The following is a 23,567-nucleotide window of genomic DNA, read 5'->3' as shown; positions in this document are numbered from 1 at the left end:
TTAATACGCTTTTTCTTCGCCTTTAAAAATATTGACTACTGTTTGAACGATGATTTTTAAATCCAGGATTAAAGACCAGTTTTCGATGTAAAAAACATCAAATTTGATACGATTGATCATGTCTTCATCGGATTCAATTTCGCCGCGAAAACCTCTAACCTGAGCCAGTCCCGTGATTCCAGGCTTCACATAGTGCCTCACCATGTATTTTTTTATCTTATTCCCATAGGATTTGTTTTGTGACCACAAATGGGGTCTTGGTCCAACAACTGACATGTCTCCTAATAAAACATTTAGGAATTGAGGCATTTCGTCCAGGCTGGTTTTTCGTATAAACCTACCCGTTTTTGTTACACGAGGATCGTTTTTGGAAGCTTCTTGTTCCGTTGTTTTGTTAATTTGCATGGATCGAAACTTATAACAAAAAAATTCTTTTTCGTCAAGACCGGGTCTGCCCTGTTTGAAAAAAACTGGCCCTTTTGATTCTAATTTAATAAGGATGGCCAACAATGGAACCAGCCAGGACATTAATCCAAGAATAACTACTAATGAAAAAACGATATCAAAAACTCTTTTAAACATTTGAGTCATTGGTTCATGAAGCATAGTTTTTTGTAAAGAAAGTACCGGAAAAAACTCGTAATAATCTATTTTTAAATTCTTTGAAAAAATTTCTTTAGTGTCTGGAATAAATTTAATGGCTTTTTTATTTTCATCAGCAAAATCAACTAAATCTTTTAATTGCTCATTTGTGATTTCATTCAAAGAACAATAAATTTCATCAACATTATGATCAATAACGAATGGTTTTAAATCTTCTAAATTTCCCTGAATATTTGGATTTGATTTTTTATCCGAAAAAAAAGCTAAAAAACGATATCCATAATCATTTCTAGTTTCAAAAAGTTCTTTTAGTTTAATTGCTTCAGGCGTATAGCCTATTATAACAGCACTTCTAAAATTGCTTCCTGTAATTATCCTATATTTTTTTAAATAATAAAATAACAGGAATTTGGATATAGCAATGAGTAACATGCTTAAAATCATAAAAACAGCAATCACTTTTCCGCTAAAAAGCGCTTCTTTGTAAAACGGAAAAAAAGCAATGATTACCAAAAGAAATATAACGCCTTGTTTGATTAATTTTGATCCGATTTCTACAGGCGTGGTAAAACGATATATTTCATAAAATTTCACAAAAAAAGCAACCGTAATCCACCCTGCTGTTTGATAAAGAAGGTAGTAGCCTATATTTAGATTAAGCTCTCTAAAGAAAAACAAACACAGTACTGAAATAACCATCAGGTCCATTAAAATGCTAATGGGCCTAATGTATTTTGAATATCTTCCCGTGTGAGATGCAGTCATAAATTAGCGAATGTATCCTGTAAAATCTTTGTGTTCTTCTTTTAGAAGGGCTTCGGTCGACAATGATTTGAAATATTCATAAGTGATTTTCATCCCTTCTGCCCTAGAGACTTTTGCTTCCCAACCCAGTAATTTTTTTGCTTTTGTAATGTCGGGTTGACGTTGCAAAGGGTCGTTTATTGGTAAGGGATGGTAAACTATTTTTTGGTTTGTTCCAGTCAATTTAATGATTTCCTCAGCAAAATCCTTGATGGTAATTTCATCTGGATTTCCAATATTCACAGGGAAAACATAGTCTGAATGCAATAATCTGAAGATTCCTTCTACCTGGTCATCTACATAACAAAAAGAACGCGTTTGCATTCCGTCACCAAAAATAGTTAAATCTTCTCCACGTAACGCCTGACCAATAAAGGCAGGAATTACCCTTCCGTCATTCAATCGCATTCTTGGTCCATAAGTGTTGAAAATTCTAACAATCCTAACTTCTACACCGTGAAAAGTATGATAAGCCATGGTAATCGATTCCTGAAAACGCTTGGCCTCGTCATAAACGCCTCTTGGTCCAATGGTATTTACATTCCCATAATATTCTTCCGTTTGCGGATGCACTAATGGATCTCCATAAACTTCTGAAGTGGACGCAATAAGGATTCTTGCATTTTTTACCCTTGCTAAACCTAAAAGATTGTGTGTCCCCAAGGAACCTACTTTTAGGGTTTGTATCGGTATTTTTAGATAATCGATTGGGCTTGCCGGTGAGGCAAAATGTAAAATATAATCCAATTCGCCCGGAACGTGAACAAATTTCGTAATATCGTGATGATAAAATTCGAAATTTTTATGTTTGAACAAATGTTCTATGTTTTTTAAATCGCCGGTAATAAGATTGTCCATTCCTATTACAAAATAACCTTCGGCAATAAAACGGTCGCAAAGGTGAGATCCTAAAAATCCTGCAGCACCTGTAATTAGTATTCTTTTCATGGTATCTTATTCTTTTTTTGAGGTGATTTGAATGAATTCTGAGTTAAAAAGACAATACATTGCCGTAAAAAACATTACGCCTCTTTGTCTCCATAAAAATGATTCTGTCAAAAATAAACTTATCATTAGAACTGCGAAAGAAATATGTATAAAATCTTTGGTTTTAATGGCATTTTTTAAATTTACAAATAAAATCGCCAGTAATAGTAACAATCCGAAAATTCCCAATTCGGCAAAATTTTGAATATATTGGTTGTGAAAATTCTTGGTTTGATATCCTTCTTGCTGATCATCGCCAAGAAAAAGGTTGTATTGAATTCCTTTTGCTTCAATTTTGGGATAGGACGCGTTTAATCCATAACCTGTAAAAAATATGGCGTCTTCCTGAAGCATTTCTAAAAAAATTCTAAATTGATATACTCGAAAAGCGGTTCCGGGAAAATAATCATTTGGTTGAAAAGTGGTATTAGTCCAAGCTTGCTTAATACTTACATTATATACCTTTCCAGAACCTTTGCCGATAACATCATTTACACTGCTATCAGTCATCATGGTTTCATATTCCTGTTGGAAACGTTCTTTAATTTTCCCGACAAAAGTGAGTGAAAAAAGAAAAACGATGAATAAAACCAAGTTTTTCAGACGCATTTTTTTGGATGTTTTAGAATAAAACAAATGGTAACAAACCATTAATCCTATAAAAACCACAATGATGTTTTTTGATGACAATAAAAACACCATTATTAACAATAATCCAACAGCGATTATATCAAAAACCGATTTGTTTTTTTTGGTAAAAAAATAGAAAAATGCCATGGCAACGTAAACGGAAACATGAATCGCATTGACATCTTTGGTCACTAATTCGTGATAAAAGAAAACGGAAGGGTCATTTGTTATTAGAAAACGAATTATCGCTTTTATGAAATAAAAAATGCTGAAAAGTAAAATTCCGTAACTATAATATTTTATAATTTTTTGTTTTTGCTCCGGTGACAAAGGACGAAACAGCAAAAAACAAAGCGGAATAAGCAATAACGGAAGTTCTTTTGATAAAGCTTTTAAAGTTCCATTAACATCAATAGACCAGAATATGGAAATCAACATCAAAAAGTAAAGCAGAATTGGTAAAAAAAGATAAAAATCAATTTTTAAATGCTCTTTTTTGAATGTAATTATTGTTGTAACTACCAATAACCCTAAAGCAATACTGTTAAAAACATAACTTAACGGTATGGTTAACAATACTAAAAGTATAAAAAATATCGAAGGATGGCTGCTACTTTCCTGTTTTAGTTCTTGAAATGCATTCTTCAAATAATTGTAGGTATTTGCCATTTATTCTATCCCAATTAAATTCATTTACAATTGCCTCAAAGTTGTTTTGTATCAACGGCAAGTTATCATTTTTTTTGATTGTATTCAGGATATTTTTCACCTCAGTTGCGTTTGAGAAATAATAAGCATTTTCTTTTAGAACACCTTTATTAAAATCATTGTTGTGTGCAATGATCAGTGCTCTTGAGGCCATGGCTTCAAGCAAAGAAGGATTTGTTCCGCCTACAGAATGACCATGAAAATATATATTGGAAAAATAACGAAGATTGTCTAAATGTTCTAAATTATAAACCGCCCCGATAAATCGGATGTTGGAGAAATATTTAAACTTGTTTTTTAAATAATCCCCATATTTTGTGTTGTGATTGCCAATGACTAAAATGGGGGCCTTATCCTCATTTAACGAAACGCCTTCCAAAACCATATCCAGGTTATTTTCCGGTTCAAAACGGGCCATTATCATGTTGTAATTGTCTTTAACAACATCATAATTCGCTATAATCGCTTCATTAGGGTTTGAAAAAGGATGCGCTCCGTAAGCAATATAGGTGGACTCTTTTTTGTACTGTTCCAACAGGAATTTTTTAATCCCGAGTGAGTCCGAAACTAAATAATCACTGCTCATGGCAGCTAACCTTTCGGCAAATTTCAGGAATTGTTGAACGGGTTTTGAATATTTAGTTCGTTTCCATTCTAAACCATCCATATTGGTGATTATGATTGGTTTTTTGGGTAACAGAAAAAACCAAATTGAATTGCTCGTATAGCCCAATTGCAGTATAATATCGAAATCTCGTTTTCTGGAATCTAAAATACAATTGTAATCATAGATAAACTGCCCAAAGGTTCCCCATTTATGTTCGGGGTCATTTTGATGAATGATATGTACTCCGTGAAAGGTTTTTTCCTGAAAAGGATGGTTGTGAGAGTTATATACGTAAACTTCGTGGCCTTGTTCTACAAGATATACCGAGAAAAATTCTGCAAATTGCTCAAAACCTCCATAATAATTGGGTACACCGCGAGTTCCTAAAATGGCTATTTTCATTACAATTTATTCAATTCGATTTTGAACTTTCAAAAATAGGAAATTGAAGTAGAATTAAGAGCCCTTTTCTGGGTTTTCTACTGATAGTTTTCGCTCAAAAAACAACAAACTTCCTAAAAGAATAATGATTACGTCCGATTGGTTGTAAATTCCGGTAATAGTAAGGGTTGTAAAAACATATAGTAAGCCGATGGAGGAAATTATTTTCAATAGAAATTCATGTTGTCCGTTGTTGGCTTTTTTATATATAAATCGATATAATTTATATAAGAAAAACAGTAGTAATACAAGTCCTATTATGCCCGTTTTATAGATGATATAAGCATATCCATTATGCAATTCCGATATGTAACGCATCCCGTTTTTTGAATCTCCTAAAGGCGCTTTGAACTTTAAATTTACCAACGAGCCATAACCCGTTCCAACAGCATAGCTATAAGGTTTTTTCTGCATCAATGCAAAAGCCCGTTTCGCTTCATAGCCTCTCCAATGATCCCATAAATCTTGGTGGTTCTCTCTATCAATCTTTGTTTTGAACAATTCTACAGGCGCATTTTTTATTTTGTAGAAAAAAGTTTCCAGTCCCGTTCCGCTTCTGTCAATTTTAATAGAAAAAAGATAGGCATAAAACATCCCAAGCAATATAACTCCTATTCCAATGATTTTCAAGCTTCTGATTGTCAATTTTGTATATCCGTAAATCGACAACATGATAATTCCAAAAACTACTATCATAGTTCTTGAGAAATACAGGAAACATGAAACTACTAAAATGAGCTTTATTACTTTTTGATACAAATTCTTTTTAAAAAGTTTTTCTTTAAAAAGTTTGGGTGTGAAAAAGATAAAAAACAAAGCAAACAATTCCAGAAAATTATCTAAACCACTCAGTCTTAAATCATTTACAGATTCACTTACATTGGCAAAAATCAGGATTCTTATTAAGTGATATAAAGCACAGAAAAAACCTGTGACAATTATTATTTTTACAAAAGCTCTGTAATCATTAATTTGTTTGAAAATCAAATAACCCAATACAATTCCCACTACTGGTTTAATAATATGGGTAAAATCTTTGATAATATTCATTTTACCGTAATCATTGAATAATGTCGGCATAAAACCCAAAATTACAATTAGAAGTATCGGAATGATTTTATTGAGAAATGAATTTGAAATTATTGGTTTTCCATAAAATGAAATAAAAGCCAAAACCATTATCTGCAAAATAATATTGTATCGAAATGACGGAGTATATAGTTGAGAAAGCAGAACTATTACAAATAAAAATGAATATGTTTTTTTTGCATTAATAATCATAGACTGTAGTACGCTTTTCCGAAATTATTGATGTGGTCTTTTAAAGAATAAATATTAATGCTTTCTTCTCTTTTTTTTTAAATCTATAGTTTATTATTGGTTCTCACTCGAATTTTATAAAACAAAAATAAACTTTTAAAGAGGTTTACAGTCTATTTTATATTCAAAACTATATTTATTCTATGTGCCTAAAATTTTTTGATATCCTTTGAGGGTTTCTTCTGCTGTTTTCTCCCAAATGTAATTTTCCAATACTTTTTGCTTTAATTCAGGATTTACTTTGGCATTAAAAGCCAAATCAATTGCTTTTTTAATCGAGTTTGCATCGTCTGGTTCGCAATAAAAAGCATGATCTGCAAAATAATCATAAGGGTCTCCTTTTTTGGTTACCACAATATTACAACCCATTGCTGCGGCTTCCAAAGAAGATAATCCCGGCGTTTCCATCCAGCTTGCCAAAACATGAACTTTAGCCACTTTGTATAAATCTCTTAAATCTTCATGAGAAACTGCTCCTAAAAAAGTGACATTTTTCCCAGCTTCTTCATGAACCTGGTCAACATATTTTTTTTGGTTTTTAGATTCGTTCCCCACCAGAACTAATTTATAATTTGTGTCTTTAACAGCCTTAACCAAATTCAACGTTGATTTCCTGCCTTCTATTCTTGCAGCGCATAAGATGCAATCCTGATATTCGGCATATTTGTTATTCTTATTTGAATTTTCATCTTCCGAAAAAACTTTTTTATCAATCGCATTCGGAATACTATAAAAATTATAATCTTTCAAGTTAAATTCTTTTGCCACCCTATTCATTTCGGAAACTGAATTTGGCAAAAAAACACTTGTATTGTCAACTATTTCTTTCATTAACCCGTAGTATCCTTTCAAAAGCATTTTATAAACACCTTTGTGAAACCTTTTTTCGTAATAGTGTTTTACAATGGTTTTTATATAGCCTATCTGATAAGGAGAAAGCACATTGGCCAACTTTTGAAAAAAACCGCCTCTGGCTTTTCTTTCAAACTCGGTATAAAGTCCATAAATAGTTGATAACGCGATTTTTTTGTTTTGCTTTTTCGCATTTAACATCTGCAAATAAATATCTTGTGGCTCCATTAAATTAAACAAATGCACCAAATCATAAGCGGTTAAGTCGGGCTCTAAAGCCAATGAAATATCAACCTGAACGCCCAATTTTTCAAGGAATTCTTTTGTTTTAAGCATTTGAACCATATCGCCACCTGGAGCTTCGTATAAATTCGTTCGCGTTTGAAAAAGTACTTTCATTTTAATCTTATAAGAATTGCAAATATAGTTTTTATTAGTAGTTTTACGTTTCTGAATTTTTAGGGTTAAATCAACAAATGAAAAAAATTTTATTCCTTTTTGGAACACGTCCCGAAGCCATTAAAATGGCTCCACTAATAAAATGTTTTTCAGGTGATGAACATTTCGAAGTAAAAGTCGGAGTAACCGCTCAGCATCGCGAAATGTTAGATCAGGTCTTATCTTTTTTTGAAATCAAAGTTGATTATGACTTGAATATCATGACCCCAAATCAGACACTTCATCAATTGACCGCTGATTTAATATCCAGAATTACGAATGAAATTTTATTAAAGGAACACTTTGATTTTGTTTTTGTCCAAGGTGATACAACCACTGTTTTGGCAGCGGCTATGGCGGCTTTTTATCAGAAAATTAAAGTTATACATATTGAGGCGGGGTTAAGAAGCCATGACATGAATTCGCCTTTTCCAGAGGAAATGAATCGGGTTCTGACTTCAAAATTAGCCGCAATTCATTTTTGTCCGACCGAAAATTCCAAACAGAATTTAGTGTCAGAAAACATTAAAGACAATGTTTTTGTTGTTGGGAATACTGTTATTGACGCGCTATTTTCTGGTTTAGAAAAAATCAAAACTTCTTCAGAAAAAGAATTGTTGGAGAAATATAATTTTATCGATTTTTCGAAAAAAATTATATTGGTTACCTGCCACAGAAGAGAAAATTTCGGGAAGCCTTTTGAAGAAATTTGTGATGCCTTAATCGAAATTTCAAATCAATTTGACGAAACCGTTGAAATCGTTTACCCGGTTCACTTAAATCCAAACATAAAAGATGTTGCCCATAAAAAATTAAATCGGAAAAACATACAATTAATAGCACCGCTGGATTATCCTGAATTAATCTGGATGATGAATAAAAGCAGTATTATTTTGACCGATTCGGGTGGAATTCAGGAAGAAGCACCAAGTTTAGGAAAGCCGGTTTTAGTTTTAAGAGAAGTAACCGAAAGAACCGAAGGTGTTGATGCCGGAACCGCTATTCTGGTAGGTTCTTCGAAAGAGAAAATTTTATTGGAAACCACAAAATTACTTACAGACCTGTCTTATTACAACTTGATTTCGAAAGCCTCAAATCCTTATGGAGACGGGACAACGAGTGATAAGATAAAGAAAATTGTTAATGCCTTTTAAAAAGGATCCAATTAGTCCAGTTTTAATCTGTTTTTGATTTTTTTTACCACCGTATTTATTTTTAAAGCGGTCAAAGAGGCTATTTTGTTTTTCCCCTTTAGGTGTTTTAATATATACATTTCACATCCCTTTATTATTAATGAATTCCTGGAGGTGTTAAATCCAATATAATGAATGTACCTGTAGTTGGGTAAAAAAACTCTTTTGTAGCCTTTGTCTGCGATTTTTTTACAAAAATCAACATCTTCTACATACATGAAATAATCTTCATCAAAACCGTTGATTTCTGTATATAGTTTTTTGGAAAGAATCAAAAATGAACCACCAAGCCAATCGACTTCATAGCTTTTCTTAGAAAAAATTCCCTTTTTAAATTCTTCTCCTTTATCAAATATTTTTTTTATTTGAACCATATTTCTTGGATTAGGAAAATTGCCGGCAACCGGAAGGTAATTTTTATTTCTGTCAAGCATATTAATGCCTATAACCCCAACTTCTTTATCTGATTTTATAAACTCTAAAACGGGCGCTAAATCATCTAAAACTATTGTATCATTGTTGATCAGCAGTAAATAATCCCCTTTGGCTTTTTTTACCGCCTCGTTATTTCCTTTTCCAAAACCCAGGTTTACTTTGCTTTCGATTAAAACAACGTCCGGATAATTTTCTTTTATGAAACCACAGCTATCGTCAACAGAATTATTATCTATCAAAAGAATCTCAAACGAAATACCCTGTAGTTTTTCCTGTAAAGAATCAAAACAATCTTTCAGATATTTTAATCCATTATAATTGACAATTACAACCGATAGTTCTGTTTGCATAGATTTATGTGTTTTGCGAAAATTAAATCCAAAAATGTATTAATACTGGTTTTGGGGTTTTTTCATAAATACCTTTTACATAATATTTATATTCCGGAACATAACTTTTAATTAGTGAGATAATTTCATTCGGATCATTCTCAGTGTGGTAAGTTGTAATGGCAATTTTTGGTTTGTTCTGTTTTATTGTTTGCTCTGCTCCTTTTAGCATTTCTTGTTCAAAACCTTCAATATCTGCTTTTAAATATGTGATTTTTTCATTGTTAGAAAAAATGGTGTCTATTTTTCGGATGTTTATCTCATTAGTATTGGCAAGGCTTTTAGAAGATACATTTCCATCCAATGAGTCTTCATTGAAAAATATTAAACCATCTTGATTTCCAACTGCAACATTATGTATACTAACTTTTTCTGAATATTCGCTAAATGTTTTTTTTAAGCAATCCGTAAATATTTTACTCGGTTCTATTAAATATATTTGCTTGCATTTATCTATGACCGTAAGTGGAAATAACCCCTCCGCGGTTCCTATATCCAAAAGGATTTCTCCGTCAGCAATTTCAGTATGTTCCTTTTGGTAGTAATGCCAATCATTTGTGTCAAATGTTTCTGCAACAACTTGATCCAGCCTATCAATAGTAAAAAGCTTTGGCCAAAATAAGGGTTGGGGCAACGAATTAAACTCAACCTCAAAATTTTCTTTTTCAGTAATCCGTTTTATATGTTTTTTTGCAATTATATTAACTTTTGGCTTAAATAAGAATTTTATTAATTCCGAAAAATTTATGTTGTTTTTTTTAAAAAAAATCCAAAAAAAAAGAATTTTCAATCTTCTCATCCTCTACTGTTTTTTACTATTTCCTAATAGGGAAATTTATATTTATTATGCAAGTTAGCTGATTCCTCTAGCAGGGCGTAAATATATTTGTTTTTATAATAAAACAATGGCATTTTAATTACGATAACTGTATTTATTGCTGAAATATTAAAATAAGGTGTAAAATCCCAATTGTTTTTTGATATGGTATAAGCAAAGTGCATTAATAATCACATTAGTTATTAAACTTGATATTGCAGCCCCTTCTATTCCATAAATAGGAATTAACAAATAACTTAAAAAAAGATTTACAAAAAAACACACAATGGTTATATTTCTAAGAATTTTTTGATGGTTTGTCATGTTCAAAATCTGATCGACATTGCCGCAAACGGCGCTAAAAAGCACTCCAATTGAAACAATTATTAGTGTTTTGCTTCCAACGACAACATCATTCCCCCAAAATGATAAAATATATTCACTGAAAATAATTAATACCAAAACAATCGGCACAGACAATAAAGCAACCAATCTGGTTGCACTATGAATTAGTTTTTTTAATTCCTGAAATTCATTATTGCCATATAATTCGGCAATTCTTGGTGTAATTATGGTGCTTACAGAAACAATTATCAAAAACCCAACATTCCCGAGCTTGAAAGCTAAATTGTAGATTCCAACTTGAGTTTCGTTAGTCATTATTCCAAGCATAATTACATTGGTGTAATTTAGCAAATAAAGAAATAAGCCACTAAACAACAATGGAGAAGCCGTTCTTAATAATTCTTTAGTATTAAAAGGAATTGTGGATTTAGGTGCCTTTACTTCAAAAACGGTTACCGTTTCTAACAAAACTGTAAATAAAACAGCCAGCGAAAATGCTAAAAAAGTAAAGTGTTCATATTTTTCAATATAAGAAAACAAAAAAAGCAATCCGATTAGTAGCACATTTGGGATGACAAAAATGAAGAAATTATACTTCACAAATTTCTTTGTAGCGATAAAGAAGCAAAGAAAAATTTCATGCACAACAAATAAGGGTAAGGAGATGGAAACAATTAAAAAATAATTTTTTAATTGAGGACTTTTAAAAATACTCTCTGATAAAAACTCGCTTCCAAAGTAAAAAAAAAGAGCGGGAAAAATCGAAAATACAAAAGCGGCTTTTAAACCTTTTATTAGGAGTTTTTTCGCCTGTAGGTAATCAAAATTATAATTCCCTATGATTTTGATTAACGTATTGGGAATCCCTAAGGTAAAGAATAAAGCAACCAGTTGCGATATAGCAAATACAAGGGAGTAGTTACCAAAAGTGGCTATGCCAAATAATCGCGTAATTAATAATGTAGTGATGAACGACGCTCCTAAACCAAAAATCCTAAAAAGAAAATTGACTCCTGATGAAGAAATTATTTTTTTAAAATTATTTGATAGTAAATTCATACTGAGATTTTTTCAAAAATAAAAAAGTTATCTCTTGTGGAGATAACTTTTTAGAAACTATTGAAATTATTTTATTTTAACAGCTTTTGAAGTTCTACACCTAATGGCTCCAGAGGATACATTATAGGGTCATAAACTTTTTCTTTACCTGTAATCGGAGTTACTGTTGATTTTTCGATATTCATTTCCAATTGAGCATTTGGCGCAAAATATTGAAAGAAAAGATTCCCTTTAGCTTCAAATTTCTTGTCAAAATACTTAACTAAAAAGTTATTCATTTTCATTTCCGCTTGTTTATTGTTCTCTCCTAAATCTAGTCTTAAAAAAGTAAACGCAGAATCTTCCGGTAAATCAAAAGTAATGCTCTGATTTTTATCGCTGCCTTTAACCGCAACTCTTACCGATTTTTCATCATTAAAATTAAGAGTACCATCTTCCGTATAAAAAAGTTGGAAATTATCATCTTGAGGTACTATCATGTCCAAAACAACTTTTACTTTACTTTCAACAACTTTCGGTGTTACTACTTCAAGGTCATCAACAGATTTATCGTTTTTACAGCCGATAAAAAAAGTTGTAAATAAAAGAATCAGGACTAAGAATTTGGTTTTCATATATTAAAATTTTTATGCAAATTTATATTTTTTTTGCTTTAAAAAAATATTGTGTTGAAAAAAATTCTTCAAATAATCTAAATGTTACTATATTGACAATCTTAACGATAGATTTTCCTTTGTAATTTCTGATTGAACTAACTTCATTTATAGTTTTGAAATCAGCACTTTCAATTAATTCTTTTATATTTTTTCTACAATAAAATCGTCTGTGGGTATAATCAAAAATACCACTTTCTTCATATTTGAAATCTCCCTTTAAAAAGATTTTCACAAAAGCCGAATAATGCCTGATGTTGGGCATACTGACAATTATTTCGCCATCCTTTTTCAGAAATTGATGCGCTTTTTTTAAAACTATTTTGGGCTCTATCAGGTGTTCTAAAACATCCGGCAATAAAATTAAATCAAAATAATTTTCATATTCAGGAAAATCCAATACTTCAATGTTACCGAAAATAAACCGATCTAATTTTTTATAGTTTTCTTTGTTTTTGATATCTTCAAAAATATCAACGCCTACAACTTCGCCAGCTATTCCTTTTTCTTTTAAATAAAAAAGCGTTTCGCCGTAAGCTGCACCTATTTCTAAAACTTTCAGGTTTGTTTTCTTATGGTCTAATAGTCCTAAAACATCATATCGTATATTAGAATAATAATCGGATGCTTTGTTTTCGTAATTCATAATTTTGTATTAATTATTTTTTTTAAAATCGCCTCGCGAAAAATATTTTTCAACGAAACAATACACCAGAATAAAGAAATAACGACTTCCCATTTCTTTGATTTTCAGCTTCGACTCTCCATATTTTCTATTCGTCCAAGAGTTTGGCACAACAGTATAGGAATATCCGCGGATAATTGCTTTTAAAGGCAATTCTATAGTTAGATTAAAGTGCGGTGATAAAATTGGTTTCACGCCTTCAATAACTTCTCTTTTGTATAATTTAAAGGCGTTGGTTGTATCATTATAGTTTATTCGCATGGTCATTCTTATGATAAAATTGGCGATTCTATTAATCACTTTCTTTACGAAAGGATAGTCAATTACCTTTCCCCCTTTTGTAAAGCGGCTCCCAAAAACACAATCATAATTGCCCTCTGCCATTTTCGTATAAAAACGGATCAAATCGTATGGCGAATCAGATAAATCTGCCATCATTATTGCAACACAATCTCCAGAATAACGCTCTAATCCATAACGAACTGCATAACCAAAACCATTTGGACCCAAATTAGTTTCGTACTTTAAAGAAGGATATTTTTGGGCTAAAGTTTCTAAAACCTGAATCGTGTTGTCTTTTGAGTTATCATCGACCACAAAAATTTCATGATCAATATTTACTTTGGAAAAAGCTTCTTCTATCTGATCAATCGTTTCGGCAATGGATTCTTCCTCATTATAAGCTGGTATTACAATACTAAGCTTCATTATAATTTTTGTTTTTATAAATTATTTCGTTGAAATCGCCAAATCCATGCTTAATGCTGGCGACCTGAACAAATCCATTCCCGAATAACATTTTTTCTATTTCCTGATGCTGATTATTGTTGATATACATATCATCATTATGGCTTTCTAGTTGAATGAATTTAATTGGGAAAACTTTTTCTTCTTTGTTAAATAATCCTTGCAAACATTGTAATTCATGTCCTTCCACATCTACTTTCAACACATCGAAAAAGGTATTTGAATTGTCATTCAAAAAATCTGAAATTCTAACAACACCAACTTTATAACTATCAACTATAATGTTTTCTTTTGAGATTCCTAAAATATTTGCTTTCCTTTCTAAATATTTCGAATCTAAGTTAAGCTCTTCAAAAGTGGAAGTTTCATCAAGAATATTCTGATGAAACTTCAATTCCCCCTTAATGTTACTCACTCCAAAATTATGAAGCTTAATGTTTGCATTTGTTTTGTATTTGTTTTGCAGATACAAAAATAGCTTTCTATTGGGCTCATATGCATTTATTTTAGCATTTGGATTTATGCCTAGGAAAAAATCTATAGATTGTCCTTTGTTTGCTCCGACATCTAAAATATTCACTTCCGGGTTCGTCAAATTTGTTTTATAAAATTTTTTAAGTTTTGGATAAAAGAAAATCGCTTCATTAATGTGAATGAGTTTCTGAATGATTTTGGTTCTTAAATTCATCATCACTATCGTTTAGACATATTATCATATATCTGGGTCAATATGTCATTGATGTTGTATTTCCAGGTCCATTCCGGATAATGTGATTTGAATTTCGTTACATCACTAATCCACCAAATATGATCGCCGACTCTGTTGGTTTCGGAATATTCGTAATTCATTGGTTTTCCTGTAATGGTTTCGCACATTTCGATAGCTTCTGCCATGGAACAGTTGGAATGTCTTCCACCTCCTGCATTATACACTTCGCCTTGACGCGGGTTTTGATAAAAATGCCAGAACATGTTTACCAAATCCCAACTGTGAATATTGTCTCTTACTTGTTTTCCTTGGTATCCAAAAACGGTATATTTATCTCCGGTTATGGCACATTTCATCAAATACGACAGAAAACCGTGTAACTGGGTCCCGGAATGATTGGGTCCCGTAAGACATCCTCCGCGGAAAATAGCTGTTTTCATACCAAAATATTGTCCATATTCCTGAACTAAAACGTCTGCCGCCACTTTTGAAGCACCGAAAAGAGAGTGTTTGGTTTGGTCAATGCTCATTTTTTCGTCTATTCCCTCTTTGTAATACGGATGGCTTTCGTCTATTTCCCAGCGCTTTTCTAATTCGATTAATGGCAAATAGTTTGGAGTGTCTCCGTAAACTTTATTGGTAGATGTGAAAATAAATGTAGCCTCAGGACAATGCAATCTTGTTGCTTCTAATAGATTAAGTGTTCCGTTGGCATTCACTGTAAAATCAGTAATTGGCTCGTTAGCTGCCCAGTCATGGCTCGGCTGTGCAGCGGTATGTATTACTAATTTGATATCAGAAGCATGTTTAGAAAATATTTTTTCTAATTCCTCGATGTTTCTAATATCTGCATGATGATGCTCAAAGTTGGGTATTGTATCTATTAGTCTTTTTGTGTTCCATTCTGTAGAAGCATCGGCGCCAAAAAACACTTGACGCATATTGTTGTCAATCCCAATTATCTTATCGAATTTTTCGGCAAAAAAGGCTACGGATTCACTCCCTATAAGTCCCGAGGAACCTGTTACGATACAAATATTCATTTATTATTCTATTTTATATTCTGTTATTTTAATTTTTTCTTTAAACAATTTATAATCTTTCGGTTTAAAATTGTATTGCCTTATAAGCATTTTATCATCAATAGTATCTTTATTGATACATTTTTTGAAGTCTGCTGTTTTATGAATAAACGTATTTAAAAACAATCCTGTTTCCAGCAATGGTTTTGAGGTTCTATATTCGAGAGTCCTGTTGTTCATCGTTTTTATTACCAGACTTACCTCAGGAGAATGGCTAAAAATGGAAGTTATTTTTCCTTTGAAATTGTTATACAATTCTACTTCATAATAAATCCCTTCTTGCGGCACAATGGGAGAATCTAACAACATGGCATATGTTCTCAAATATTCTAATTTAACCGGCTTTGCTTCTTTCCTTTTTTCTAAAAGCAACATGCTTCTTTCATTATGAAACAGGGTATCTACAACCTGATAATTTTTTAAAAGTACTAAATTCATTTTTGATTCGTCAAATAACGGATATCTATAATCAATAGATTCAAAATCATATAAAACAAATTTTGGTGCTTTTACAGAATTATAATGATTAAAATTCAAATCTTCTAAATATCTTGTGTATGCGGTATAAGACTGAATTACTGGTCTTGGCTGATAATTTAAATTATTTTCAAACAATAAATGAATATTCCAAGGATATACATCTATGGTGTTCTTTCCTATTTTTTCTAAAATTGAGGATGGTAATTCATTATTATTTGGAAATAGGTGCATTCCGGAGGTTTCGGTAAAATTAGAAAAACCCGTTACATAACTCGATTTATCCATCTTTTCCTTTAGTTGGGAAATGGGCGATCCAAAGTTTTTAAAATTTATATAAAATGCAATGGCCACTAAAGACACTACAAAAATATTCTTGTAGTTTGTGATTTTAATGTTGTGAAAATCTTGAAGACATAATATTAAAAGTATTCCGTATTTGAAAAATTCTAAAATGTGTCCTATATCCGCTCTAACAAATGCTTGTTTATAAAGCACAAATATTCCTATTGCAAATAATGAAAATACGACACTGTTTTTATAAAAATTGCCTTTTTCTTTTATTGTTTTTAAGGTTAAAAAAAGGGTGCCACTCAGAATAAAAAGCAATGAAAGGGTATGTGTTTCTACCAAATTCACCAAATTAATATCGACCAAATACATCACATCATTATATCCTGAAACTATCTGATAACCTGATGCTATATATTTGACAATATCCACATTCAACAGTTGCGCAAATAATGTAATTAGAATAATTGGCACAATTGCAAATATCGCTACCGTTGATATTTTGTCCTTTTTAAAAAACCCTATATAAAATAACGACACATAGTATAAAACAAAAGAAATTAAACCCGTGTTAAATTTTATATAGAATAACAAAACCAATAAAAGAATTTGCGTCAGATAAAATATAACTTTAGGTTTTTCAATATTCTGTCTAATCCAAAAAATTAGAAACATAAACATAACCAATGCATTTGCGCCACCCAAATAGGTTGGCGTATAAATAACTACAAGGGCTATGAATATTATAACAATGTATTTATTTATTGCATTTTTAAAACTAATAAAAAACAGACTAAATAAATTGATTGCATAAAAAATATCGAACAATAAAAAGCTGAATTTGTTTTCTCCCCAGCCAATTCGGGTCGATAAATAAGAAAGCGGACCATAGGTAAATGCAAAGTCCTTTCCCCACGTTAAATCTTTAATATTCGCAAAGTTTAGTGTTAAAGCCCATGATGGATCTAACGATTTCCATATGTATCCACTGGCTTCAATCGGATGGACACCCATGTCAAAAAAAGTGGGAAATAGTATAAATGCTCCTATAAAAGCTATAATAATTCCAAGAATATCAATTTTATTTTTTTTAATTTCTTCTAATAAATTAATCTTCATTTTATTTTAAAATTGATTCAAGTTGTTTTTCGTTATCCTTAATCCAATGAAATATATCTGTAAAAACTGTTTCAACCGATTTTTTAGGTTTCCAGCCTATTTCTTTTTCAATCAAACTGTTGTCGGTAATATACATTCTCAAATCAGCTGGTCGTGTTTGCGTTTCCGAACCTATCGTTATTTTATTTCCGGTAATTTTTTCACAAATCGCGGTCATTTCCAGTAATGAGGCACTGTTTTCTAATCCACCGCCAACATTGTATATTTTCCCTTCAAATTTTTCAATTTGATGAATTTGCAAGTCAACTAATTCAACCAAATCGTCCACATGTAGAATGTCCCGAACTTGTTTTCCTGTTCCTCCGTAACCAATGTATTTCAAAGACTGATTCCAATAGTGCTTTGCCATCCAAAGGGTAACAACACCTTGGTCTGTTTTTCCCATTTGACGAGGTCCCGCAATAACTCCAAATCTGGTAATGGCTGCTTTTAGTCCGTAGAATGCGGCATATTCCTGAATAAACATTTCCGAAGAAAGTTTTGTGGTTCCATAAAAAGAACGAGCGCCATTTAGCAGTAAATCTTCTGAAATTCCCATTTTGGAAATTCCGTTTTGTGTTTGATTTTTATCAAAAGAAAAACGGGTTTCTTCTTCTGTAAAATTAGCTTTTTCTATTGTTTCTATGGGATAGACTCTACTGGTGGAGAGAAAAATAAGCTTTGCTTTATACTTTAAACAAGCATTAAAGCAATTAATAGAGCCATAAAGATTGTTGTTGATAACATAAGTTGGATCAGAATCCAATCCTGCGGTTACTGATGGTTCAGCCGAGGCTTCTACCAAAACATCAAATTCACCGAACGAAAGTAAGTCTTCATTGTTTCGGATATCCCCATGGACAAATGATATTCCCATCTTTTGGAAATCGGCTAAATTTAATTCAGACCCCCTTCTTTTAAGATTATCGAAAGCAACAATATTATAAGCCGGATATTTGTTTTTTAATTGAATACAAAGTGTAGACCCAACAAATCCCGCACCGCCCGTAACCACTATTTTCATACACTTCGTTTTTTAAACTTTCTTTCTGTATTGGTGTTTTTGTTCCAAATACATCTTAACCTTATTTATGTCTAAAAGCAACCTGTTTCAGTCGATTTTTTAGTACCAAATAAGTTGTTTGAATCAGCCGTAAATCTATTCCAATTTTATGAATTTTAAACGATTTTTTTTACAAAATCAAATGGGTTTTCTTCTTGCTCAATATTCTAAAAATAAAATCCATCATCGAATATAAAATAAGGTGTCTTTTTAGGTCATTTATAAATCATGCATTTGATGGGTAAAAATGGGTTATGTACCGACAAATAGAGCAGCTGTATATTTATTTTTATAATTTTATAGAACTACTAATCAATACATTAACCCGTAATGAAAAAGTCATCTATACTTTTGTTTATTTTGTTTTTTCTTGTAATTTCAAATGCAGTTTTAGGTCAAAACATCGTAATTAATGAAATTTTAACCGCAAATACGATTACAAATACTGATGAGGATGGCACCCATCAGGATTGGATAGAATTGTATAACAATGGAGCCACTACTGTTAACCTGTCCGGCTATGGATTGTCAGATGATGTTACCTTTTTGTATAAATGGGTTTTCCCGAATGTTTCCGTTGCTCCCGGACAATATTTATTGGTTTGGGCCTCGGATAAAAATAGAACTATTGCCGGCAGTCCATTGCATACTAATTTCAAGATCAGCTCTTCAGGGGAAGTAATCTCATTGACCAATCCTTCCGGAGTTGTAGTGAATACTGTTCCCGCAACAGTTCTTCTTCCTGATGTTTCTTATGGTCGTTTGCCTAACGGAACGGGTGGTTTTATTTATTTCGAAAATACCACGCCAAATGCTGTCAACTCGACCGTTGGATATGCCGAGATTCTGAATCCGCCATCATTTTCTCAAAATAGCGGTTTTTTTGCCACTGGTTTTAATTTAACCTTGTCATCCACAACTCCCGGAACAACCATTTTATATACCCTTGACGGTTCAGAACCTGAATCAAACAATATCGGCGGCACAACGTATAGTTATAAAAATCAATATCCGGAAAGTCCGGGACAGGTCACTGGTCCTTTACTTCAGAAAAATTTTAAAACATTACAATATTCCGCTCCTGTATCTATAATAGATCGATCGGCTTTGCCTAACAAAATTGCTTCTATTTCTTCTACCTATCATTTTAATCCAACTTATATTCCCGTAAATCCTATTTATAAAGGAACCGTAGTCAGAGCAAAAGCGGTTAAACCGGGCGCTTTGTCCAGCAAAGTGGCTTCAAAAAGTTATTTTATTGCTCCGCAGGGAAGTGGTCGATTTACCTTACCTGTCGTTTCCTTGAGTATTAATGAAAATGAATTTTTTGATTATACCAATGGAACGTATGTGGCCGGAGTAGATTTCGATAATTGGAGAACTGCGAATCCATCTTTGAATCCCGGAAGTACTGAGGGCATTGGCAATTATTACCGTCTCGGCGATGCGTATGAAAGGGTGGCTAATATGGCCTATTTCGTTAATGGTGCCGAAGTTTTAAACCAAGATGTTGGAATTCAAATTCACGGAGGCGGATCAAGGATTTTACAAAGCAAATCTCTCAGAATTTATGCCCGATCCGATTATGGTGCTAATTCAATGGACTATAAGTTTTTTTCTGATGTTGCAGATGCCAGTTTCAAAAGGTTGGTTTTGAGAAATTCTGGTGCCGATTTTTCATTTACGATGTTCAGAGATGCTTTAAATCAAGAATTAATTAAATCTCTTCATGCTGAAACAGAAGCTTATCAGCCTACGGTTACTTTCATTAATGGGGAATACTGGGGTATTTTGAACATCCGTGAAAAGTATAGCGATTCCTATTTTGCCAGAGTATATAATTTTGGTGCAAACGAATTGGATTATGTTGAAAATGAAGATTTCGCTCAGGAAGGGGATAATATCGATTATCTAAATATGATTAATTATGTTCAAAATAATAGTCTGGCCAGCGCAACAAATTACACCTATATAAAAACACGTTTGGATCCCGAAAGTTTTAAAGACAACTTTATCGCAAACATCTTTCTTCAAAATTCGGATTGGCCGGGAAACAATGTTCAATGTTGGAGAAAAAGAACAACTGGCTTTGTCCCAAACGCGCCTTATGGTCACGACGGGAGATGGAGATGGGCAATTCACGATATGGACAATACCTTCTCTTTTGGAACAAGCGCAGGCATGAATGCAAACACATTAGCGCTTGCAACGGCTTCGAATGGCCCTGAATATCCAAACCCGCCGTGGTCTACTTTATTACTTAGAAAACTGCTGGAAAACAATACTTTCAAAATAGAATTCATCAATCGATTTGCTGATTTATTGAATACTTCTTTTCTTTCGACAAGAATAATTTCGACTATGAACGAGATGAAATCTGTTATTGAACCAGAAATGGGCGAACATATTTCAAGATGGAAAACGCTTTCCGGTGTTTCTGGCTGGAACAGTCTTCTTGCTATTCAAACAGATTTTGCAAACCAAAGACCTGCCATTCAAAGAAATCATATCCGATTACAATTTGGCATCTCCTCAAATATTAATGCTACATTAAATGTTTCTGATCCGGTTCATGGTTACATTAAAATGAATACTATCGATATTGTCAATGGAACACCAGGAATTACGGGAAATCCGTATCCTTGGACAGGAATTTATTTTCATAATATTCCCGTTACCTTAAAAGCCGTAGCCAATTCAGGTTTAGTTTTTAGTCATTGGAGTGGTGCGTCCACAAGCACAAATGCAGAAATCACCCTCACTCCTACTGCAAATTTTTCGATTACCGCTCATTTCATACAAGGAGGACCAGTTGAGACCATTGTGCCTATTTATTTCTGGATGATGGATGATGCCATCGTAAACAATGTCCCATTGGAATCATTAAACTCAACTTACGAGCTGGGGTCTGATGGCGTTATTCAGTATCAGTCCTGCTTGGTGGGTTATCCTTTTACTGCCACAAGTCCAAGTTGGAGAAAATCATCAATGGAAAGAAGAAATAACCCTACGCCTATAAATTATAGACCAATAGCCAACGGAAATCTTCCGTATGATGTAAATGTTATGAAAGGATTGCAAATCAAACAATCTTTTCAAAGTGGTGGATTAGAAAATACAATGGTTTTTAATATTTCTACGGTTGGGTACAAAAAAATTAATTTATCATTTGCTGCCATGGATGAGCTTGCAGGTGTAACTGGTATTGTGGTAGATTATGCGGTTAATTCCGGAACTCCGGTCTGGCTTAATACAGGATTAATGCCGGCCTCCTTGCTTTTAACGAATGCTTACCAATTGTTTCAAATTGATTTTTCTCCAATATTAACAGCAAATAACAATCCAAATTTTAAAGTTAGACTCCGATTTACGGGACCAGATATGACTTTAGATGCAGGCAACAGGGTGACTTTTAACAATATTGCGGTTGATGGGGTACAACAGACTTTGGACACAATCGAAAACGAAACTTTACATTTCAAAATCTTTCCAAATCCGTTTTCAGATATCATAAATATAACTGGAATTGGCGGTCAAATCGCCTATAAAATATTCACCATTGATGGTAAAATGATTCGGGAAGATATTTTAGAAGCTTCTCAAATCAATTTGAGTGACCTGTCAAAAGGAATGTATTTGTTACAATTGTCTTCTGAAAGTAAAGTGGAAACGAAGAAAATAATAAAAAAATAAGTGTCTCCTGCTATTTGTTTTTTTTACTCCCATAATGCTATTAATCTATTTATTATATTTTTATGAAAGGCTTATATACTCATTTTTATATTCTATTTTTCATTGTAATTGCGACTCCCCTTTTAGGTCAAAATATAGTAATCAATGAAATTCTAACTTCAAATACTATTTCAAATACTGATGAAGATGGGACACATCAGGATTGGATAGAACTATATAACAGCGGTGCAACAACCGTAAACTTATCCGGTTATGGATTATCGGATGATTCAGCGATTTTAAATAAATGGGTTTTCCCAAATGTTTCTGTTGGGCCGGGGCAATATTTATTGATTTGGGCATCTGACAAGAATAGGGCTATTGCCGGCAGTCCATTGCATACAAATTTTAAAATAAGTTCGTCAGGCGAAGTGATTTCACTAAGCAATTCCTCTGGTATTGTTGTAAATAGTGTTCCCGCTACAGTTATTCCCTCGGATATTTCCTATGGCCGTTTGCCAAATGGAACCGGAAGTTTTATTTTTTTTGAAAACAGTACGCCAAATGCCTTAAATTCAGGTGTAGGATATGCTGAAGTTTTGAATCCACCGGTTTTTTCTCAAAATTCTGGGTTTTTTACAACCGGTTTTAGTTTGACCTTAACCTCAACTAATTCTGGCGTGACCATTTTATATACTCTGGATGGCTCGGAACCCAATGCAAACAACTTGGGCGGAACAACCTATAGTTATAAAAACCAATATCCTCACCATCCTGGAGAGGCCACAGGTCCTTTGCTTCAAAAAAATTTTCAAACCTTACAATATAGCACGCCGATTTCAATCGTTGACCGAACATCACAACCCAATAAAATTTCGACCATTTCATCAACCTATGATTATACGCCGCCCTATATACCGTCCGGACCTATTTTTAAAGGAACTACAATAAGAGCAAAAGTCATTAAAACAGGGGCTTTATCAAGCAAAGTAATCACCAAAAACTATTTTATTTCCCCACAAGGAAACAGCCGATTTACTTTACCGGTATTGTCACTGAGCATAGACGAAAACAAGCTATACGATTATACAGATGGAATATATGTAGCCGGAATCGATTTTGACAATTGGAGACTCGCTTATCCGACTTTGGAGCCCACCCGCCAATATGGAAATTTCGAACGTAGCGGTATTGAAAATGAAAGAATTGCTAATATGAATTACTTTGTAAACGGTGTAGAAGTGGTCAACCAAAAAATTGGCATTCGAGTTCATGGGGCTTATTCAAGGGTATATCCAAGCAAATCTTTGACTTTATATGCCCGATCCGATTATGGAGCAGATGCTATGGGTTATAAATTTTTCTCAGATGAACCCTATACCAGTTATGAAAGACTGGTGCT

At 32.8% G+C, this 23,567-nt stretch carries 19 protein-coding genes; 3 read left to right on the top strand and 16 right to left on the bottom strand.

Annotation, left to right across the window (positions count from 1 at the left end):
• The 6 genes from VI621_RS05675 to VI621_RS05650 form a co-directional block, all read right to left on the bottom strand.
• Nucleotides 1-1,368 (bottom strand): undecaprenyl-phosphate glucose phosphotransferase, encoded by a 1,368-nt coding sequence (locus VI621_RS05675; RefSeq protein WP_324217412.1) that lies wholly within the window; start codon nucleotides 1,366-1,368, stop codon nucleotides 1-3.
• Nucleotides 1,369-1,371: 3 nt separating this feature from the next.
• Nucleotides 1,372-2,355 (bottom strand): UDP-glucuronic acid decarboxylase family protein, encoded by a 984-nt coding sequence (locus VI621_RS05670; RefSeq protein WP_324217411.1) that lies wholly within the window; start codon nucleotides 2,353-2,355, stop codon nucleotides 1,372-1,374.
• Between the two features lie 6 nt (nucleotides 2,356-2,361).
• On the bottom strand, nucleotides 2,362-3,693 hold the full coding sequence (locus VI621_RS05665; RefSeq protein ID WP_324217410.1) for an O-antigen ligase family protein: 1,332 nt from the start codon (nucleotides 3,691-3,693) through the stop codon (nucleotides 2,362-2,364).
• Nucleotides 3,635-4,741, bottom strand: a complete 1,107-nt coding sequence (locus tag VI621_RS05660) for a DUF1972 domain-containing protein (RefSeq protein ID WP_324217409.1) — start codon at nucleotides 4,739-4,741, stop codon at nucleotides 3,635-3,637. Before VI621_RS05660 ends, VI621_RS05665 begins: the two co-directional genes overlap by 59 nt.
• 54 nt (nucleotides 4,742-4,795) lie before the next feature.
• Entirely contained in the window at nucleotides 4,796-5,860 is a 1,065-nt protein-coding gene (locus VI621_RS05655) for an O-antigen ligase family protein (RefSeq protein ID WP_324217408.1), read from the bottom strand.
• Between the two features lie 381 nt (nucleotides 5,861-6,241).
• Nucleotides 6,242-7,351: a glycosyltransferase family 4 protein gene (locus VI621_RS05650; protein WP_324217407.1), complete on the bottom strand. Its 1,110-nt coding sequence runs from the start codon at nucleotides 7,349-7,351 to the stop codon at nucleotides 6,242-6,244.
• A 77-nt stretch (nucleotides 7,352-7,428) separates the two neighbouring features.
• Between VI621_RS05650 and wecB the strand changes: the two genes are divergently transcribed.
• The gene (wecB, locus tag VI621_RS05645) at nucleotides 7,429-8,544 is read left to right on the top strand and encodes a non-hydrolyzing UDP-N-acetylglucosamine 2-epimerase (protein WP_324217406.1); all 1,116 of its coding nucleotides are present in this window, start codon (nucleotides 7,429-7,431) and stop codon (nucleotides 8,542-8,544) included.
• Between the two features lie 11 nt (nucleotides 8,545-8,555).
• On the opposite strand, the gene VI621_RS05640 is transcribed toward wecB, so the two are convergent.
• From VI621_RS05640 to VI621_RS05595, 10 genes are all read right to left on the bottom strand, one after another.
• A complete protein-coding gene (locus VI621_RS05640) occupies nucleotides 8,556-9,368 on the bottom strand; it encodes a glycosyltransferase family 2 protein (RefSeq protein WP_324217405.1) in 813 nt (270 codons plus the stop codon).
• Between the two features lie 22 nt (nucleotides 9,369-9,390).
• The gene (locus VI621_RS05635) at nucleotides 9,391-10,206 is read right to left on the bottom strand and encodes an FkbM family methyltransferase (protein ID WP_324217404.1); all 816 of its coding nucleotides are present in this window, start codon (nucleotides 10,204-10,206) and stop codon (nucleotides 9,391-9,393) included.
• A 147-nt stretch (nucleotides 10,207-10,353) separates the two neighbouring features.
• Entirely contained in the window at nucleotides 10,354-11,628 is a 1,275-nt protein-coding gene (locus VI621_RS05630) for a flippase (RefSeq protein WP_324217403.1), read from the bottom strand.
• A 71-nt stretch (nucleotides 11,629-11,699) separates the two neighbouring features.
• A complete protein-coding gene (locus VI621_RS05625) occupies nucleotides 11,700-12,242 on the bottom strand; it encodes a hypothetical protein (RefSeq protein WP_324217402.1) in 543 nt (180 codons plus the stop codon).
• A gap of 22 nt (nucleotides 12,243-12,264) precedes the next feature.
• A complete protein-coding gene (locus tag VI621_RS05620) occupies nucleotides 12,265-12,927 on the bottom strand; it encodes a class I SAM-dependent methyltransferase (RefSeq protein WP_324217401.1) in 663 nt (220 codons plus the stop codon).
• Nucleotides 12,928-12,936: 9 nt separating this feature from the next.
• A complete protein-coding gene (locus VI621_RS05615; protein WP_324217400.1) occupies nucleotides 12,937-13,674 on the bottom strand; it encodes a glycosyltransferase family 2 protein in 738 nt (245 codons plus the stop codon).
• The gene (locus VI621_RS05610; RefSeq protein WP_324217399.1) at nucleotides 13,664-14,404 is read right to left on the bottom strand and encodes an FkbM family methyltransferase; all 741 of its coding nucleotides are present in this window, start codon (nucleotides 14,402-14,404) and stop codon (nucleotides 13,664-13,666) included. The genes VI621_RS05615 and VI621_RS05610 overlap by 11 nt, the downstream gene beginning before the upstream one ends.
• A gap of 2 nt (nucleotides 14,405-14,406) precedes the next feature.
• Nucleotides 14,407-15,465, bottom strand: coding sequence for an NAD-dependent epimerase/dehydratase family protein (locus VI621_RS05605; RefSeq protein ID WP_324217398.1), 1,059 nt, complete (start codon nucleotides 15,463-15,465; stop codon nucleotides 14,407-14,409).
• Between the two features lie 3 nt (nucleotides 15,466-15,468).
• Nucleotides 15,469-17,391 carry a hypothetical protein gene (locus VI621_RS05600; protein WP_324217397.1) on the bottom strand — a complete coding sequence of 641 codons (1,923 nt, stop codon included), beginning with the start codon at nucleotides 17,389-17,391 and terminating at the stop codon, nucleotides 15,469-15,471.
• A 1-nt stretch (nucleotide 17,392) separates the two neighbouring features.
• Nucleotides 17,393-18,454 (bottom strand): NAD-dependent epimerase/dehydratase family protein, encoded by a 1,062-nt coding sequence (locus tag VI621_RS05595; RefSeq protein ID WP_324217396.1) that lies wholly within the window; start codon nucleotides 18,452-18,454, stop codon nucleotides 17,393-17,395.
• A gap of 369 nt (nucleotides 18,455-18,823) precedes the next feature.
• Between VI621_RS05595 and VI621_RS05590 the strand changes: the two genes are divergently transcribed.
• Together VI621_RS05590 and VI621_RS05585 are read left to right on the top strand one after the other, a co-directional pair.
• Nucleotides 18,824-22,186 (top strand): CotH kinase family protein, encoded by a 3,363-nt coding sequence (locus VI621_RS05590; RefSeq protein WP_324217395.1) that lies wholly within the window; start codon nucleotides 18,824-18,826, stop codon nucleotides 22,184-22,186.
• 62 nt (nucleotides 22,187-22,248) lie between these two features.
• A partial coding sequence (locus tag VI621_RS05585) for a lamin tail domain-containing protein (protein ID WP_324217394.1) occupies nucleotides 22,249-23,567 on the top strand: 1,319 nt, incomplete at its 3' end.

It is taken from the genome of Flavobacterium sp. (assembly GCF_035292545.1).
GTDB lineage: Bacteria > Bacteroidota > Bacteroidia > Flavobacteriales > Flavobacteriaceae > Flavobacterium.
Note: the sequence above shows the minus strand (reverse complement) of the source record. Positions and strands in the feature narration are given on the sequence as shown.

What these genes read in the sequence shown, in the direction of transcription:
- VI621_RS05630 (WP_324217403.1), bottom strand. Translation starts at nt 11,628, where the DNA reads ATGAATTTACTATCAAATAATTTTAAAAAAATAATTTCTTCATCAGGA.
- VI621_RS05670 (WP_324217411.1), bottom strand. Translation starts at nt 2,355, where the DNA reads ATGAAAAGAATACTAATTACAGGTGCTGCAGGATTTTTAGGATCTCAC.
- VI621_RS05625 (WP_324217402.1), bottom strand. Translation starts at nt 12,242, where the DNA reads ATGAAAACCAAATTCTTAGTCCTGATTCTTTTATTTACAACTTTTTTT.
- VI621_RS05640 (WP_324217405.1), bottom strand. Translation starts at nt 9,368, where the DNA reads ATGCAAACAGAACTATCGGTTGTAATTGTCAATTATAATGGATTAAAA.
- VI621_RS05600 (WP_324217397.1), bottom strand. Translation starts at nt 17,391, where the DNA reads ATGAAGATTAATTTATTAGAAGAAATTAAAAAAAATAAAATTGATATT.
- VI621_RS05660 (WP_324217409.1), bottom strand. Translation starts at nt 4,741, where the DNA reads ATGAAAATAGCCATTTTAGGAACTCGCGGTGTACCCAATTATTATGGA.
- wecB (WP_324217406.1), top strand. Translation starts at nt 7,429, where the DNA reads ATGAAAAAAATTTTATTCCTTTTTGGAACACGTCCCGAAGCCATTAAA.
- VI621_RS05605 (WP_324217398.1), bottom strand. Translation starts at nt 15,465, where the DNA reads ATGAATATTTGTATCGTAACAGGTTCCTCGGGACTTATAGGGAGTGAA.
- VI621_RS05635 (WP_324217404.1), bottom strand. Translation starts at nt 10,206, where the DNA reads ATGAGAAGATTGAAAATTCTTTTTTTTTGGATTTTTTTTAAAAAAAAC.
- VI621_RS05655 (WP_324217408.1), bottom strand. Translation starts at nt 5,860, where the DNA reads ATGCCGACATTATTCAATGATTACGGTAAAATGAATATTATCAAAGAT.
- VI621_RS05675 (WP_324217412.1), bottom strand. Translation starts at nt 1,368, where the DNA reads ATGACTGCATCTCACACGGGAAGATATTCAAAATACATTAGGCCCATT.
- VI621_RS05620 (WP_324217401.1), bottom strand. Translation starts at nt 12,927, where the DNA reads ATGAATTACGAAAACAAAGCATCCGATTATTATTCTAATATACGATAT.
- VI621_RS05610 (WP_324217399.1), bottom strand. Translation starts at nt 14,404, where the DNA reads ATGATGAATTTAAGAACCAAAATCATTCAGAAACTCATTCACATTAAT.
- VI621_RS05590 (WP_324217395.1), top strand. Translation starts at nt 18,824, where the DNA reads ATGAAAAAGTCATCTATACTTTTGTTTATTTTGTTTTTTCTTGTAATT.
- VI621_RS05650 (WP_324217407.1), bottom strand. Translation starts at nt 7,351, where the DNA reads ATGAAAGTACTTTTTCAAACGCGAACGAATTTATACGAAGCTCCAGGT.
- VI621_RS05665 (WP_324217410.1), bottom strand. Translation starts at nt 3,693, where the DNA reads ATGGCAAATACCTACAATTATTTGAAGAATGCATTTCAAGAACTAAAA.
- VI621_RS05615 (WP_324217400.1), bottom strand. Translation starts at nt 13,674, where the DNA reads ATGAAGCTTAGTATTGTAATACCAGCTTATAATGAGGAAGAATCCATT.
- VI621_RS05595 (WP_324217396.1), bottom strand. Translation starts at nt 18,454, where the DNA reads ATGAAAATAGTGGTTACGGGCGGTGCGGGATTTGTTGGGTCTACACTT.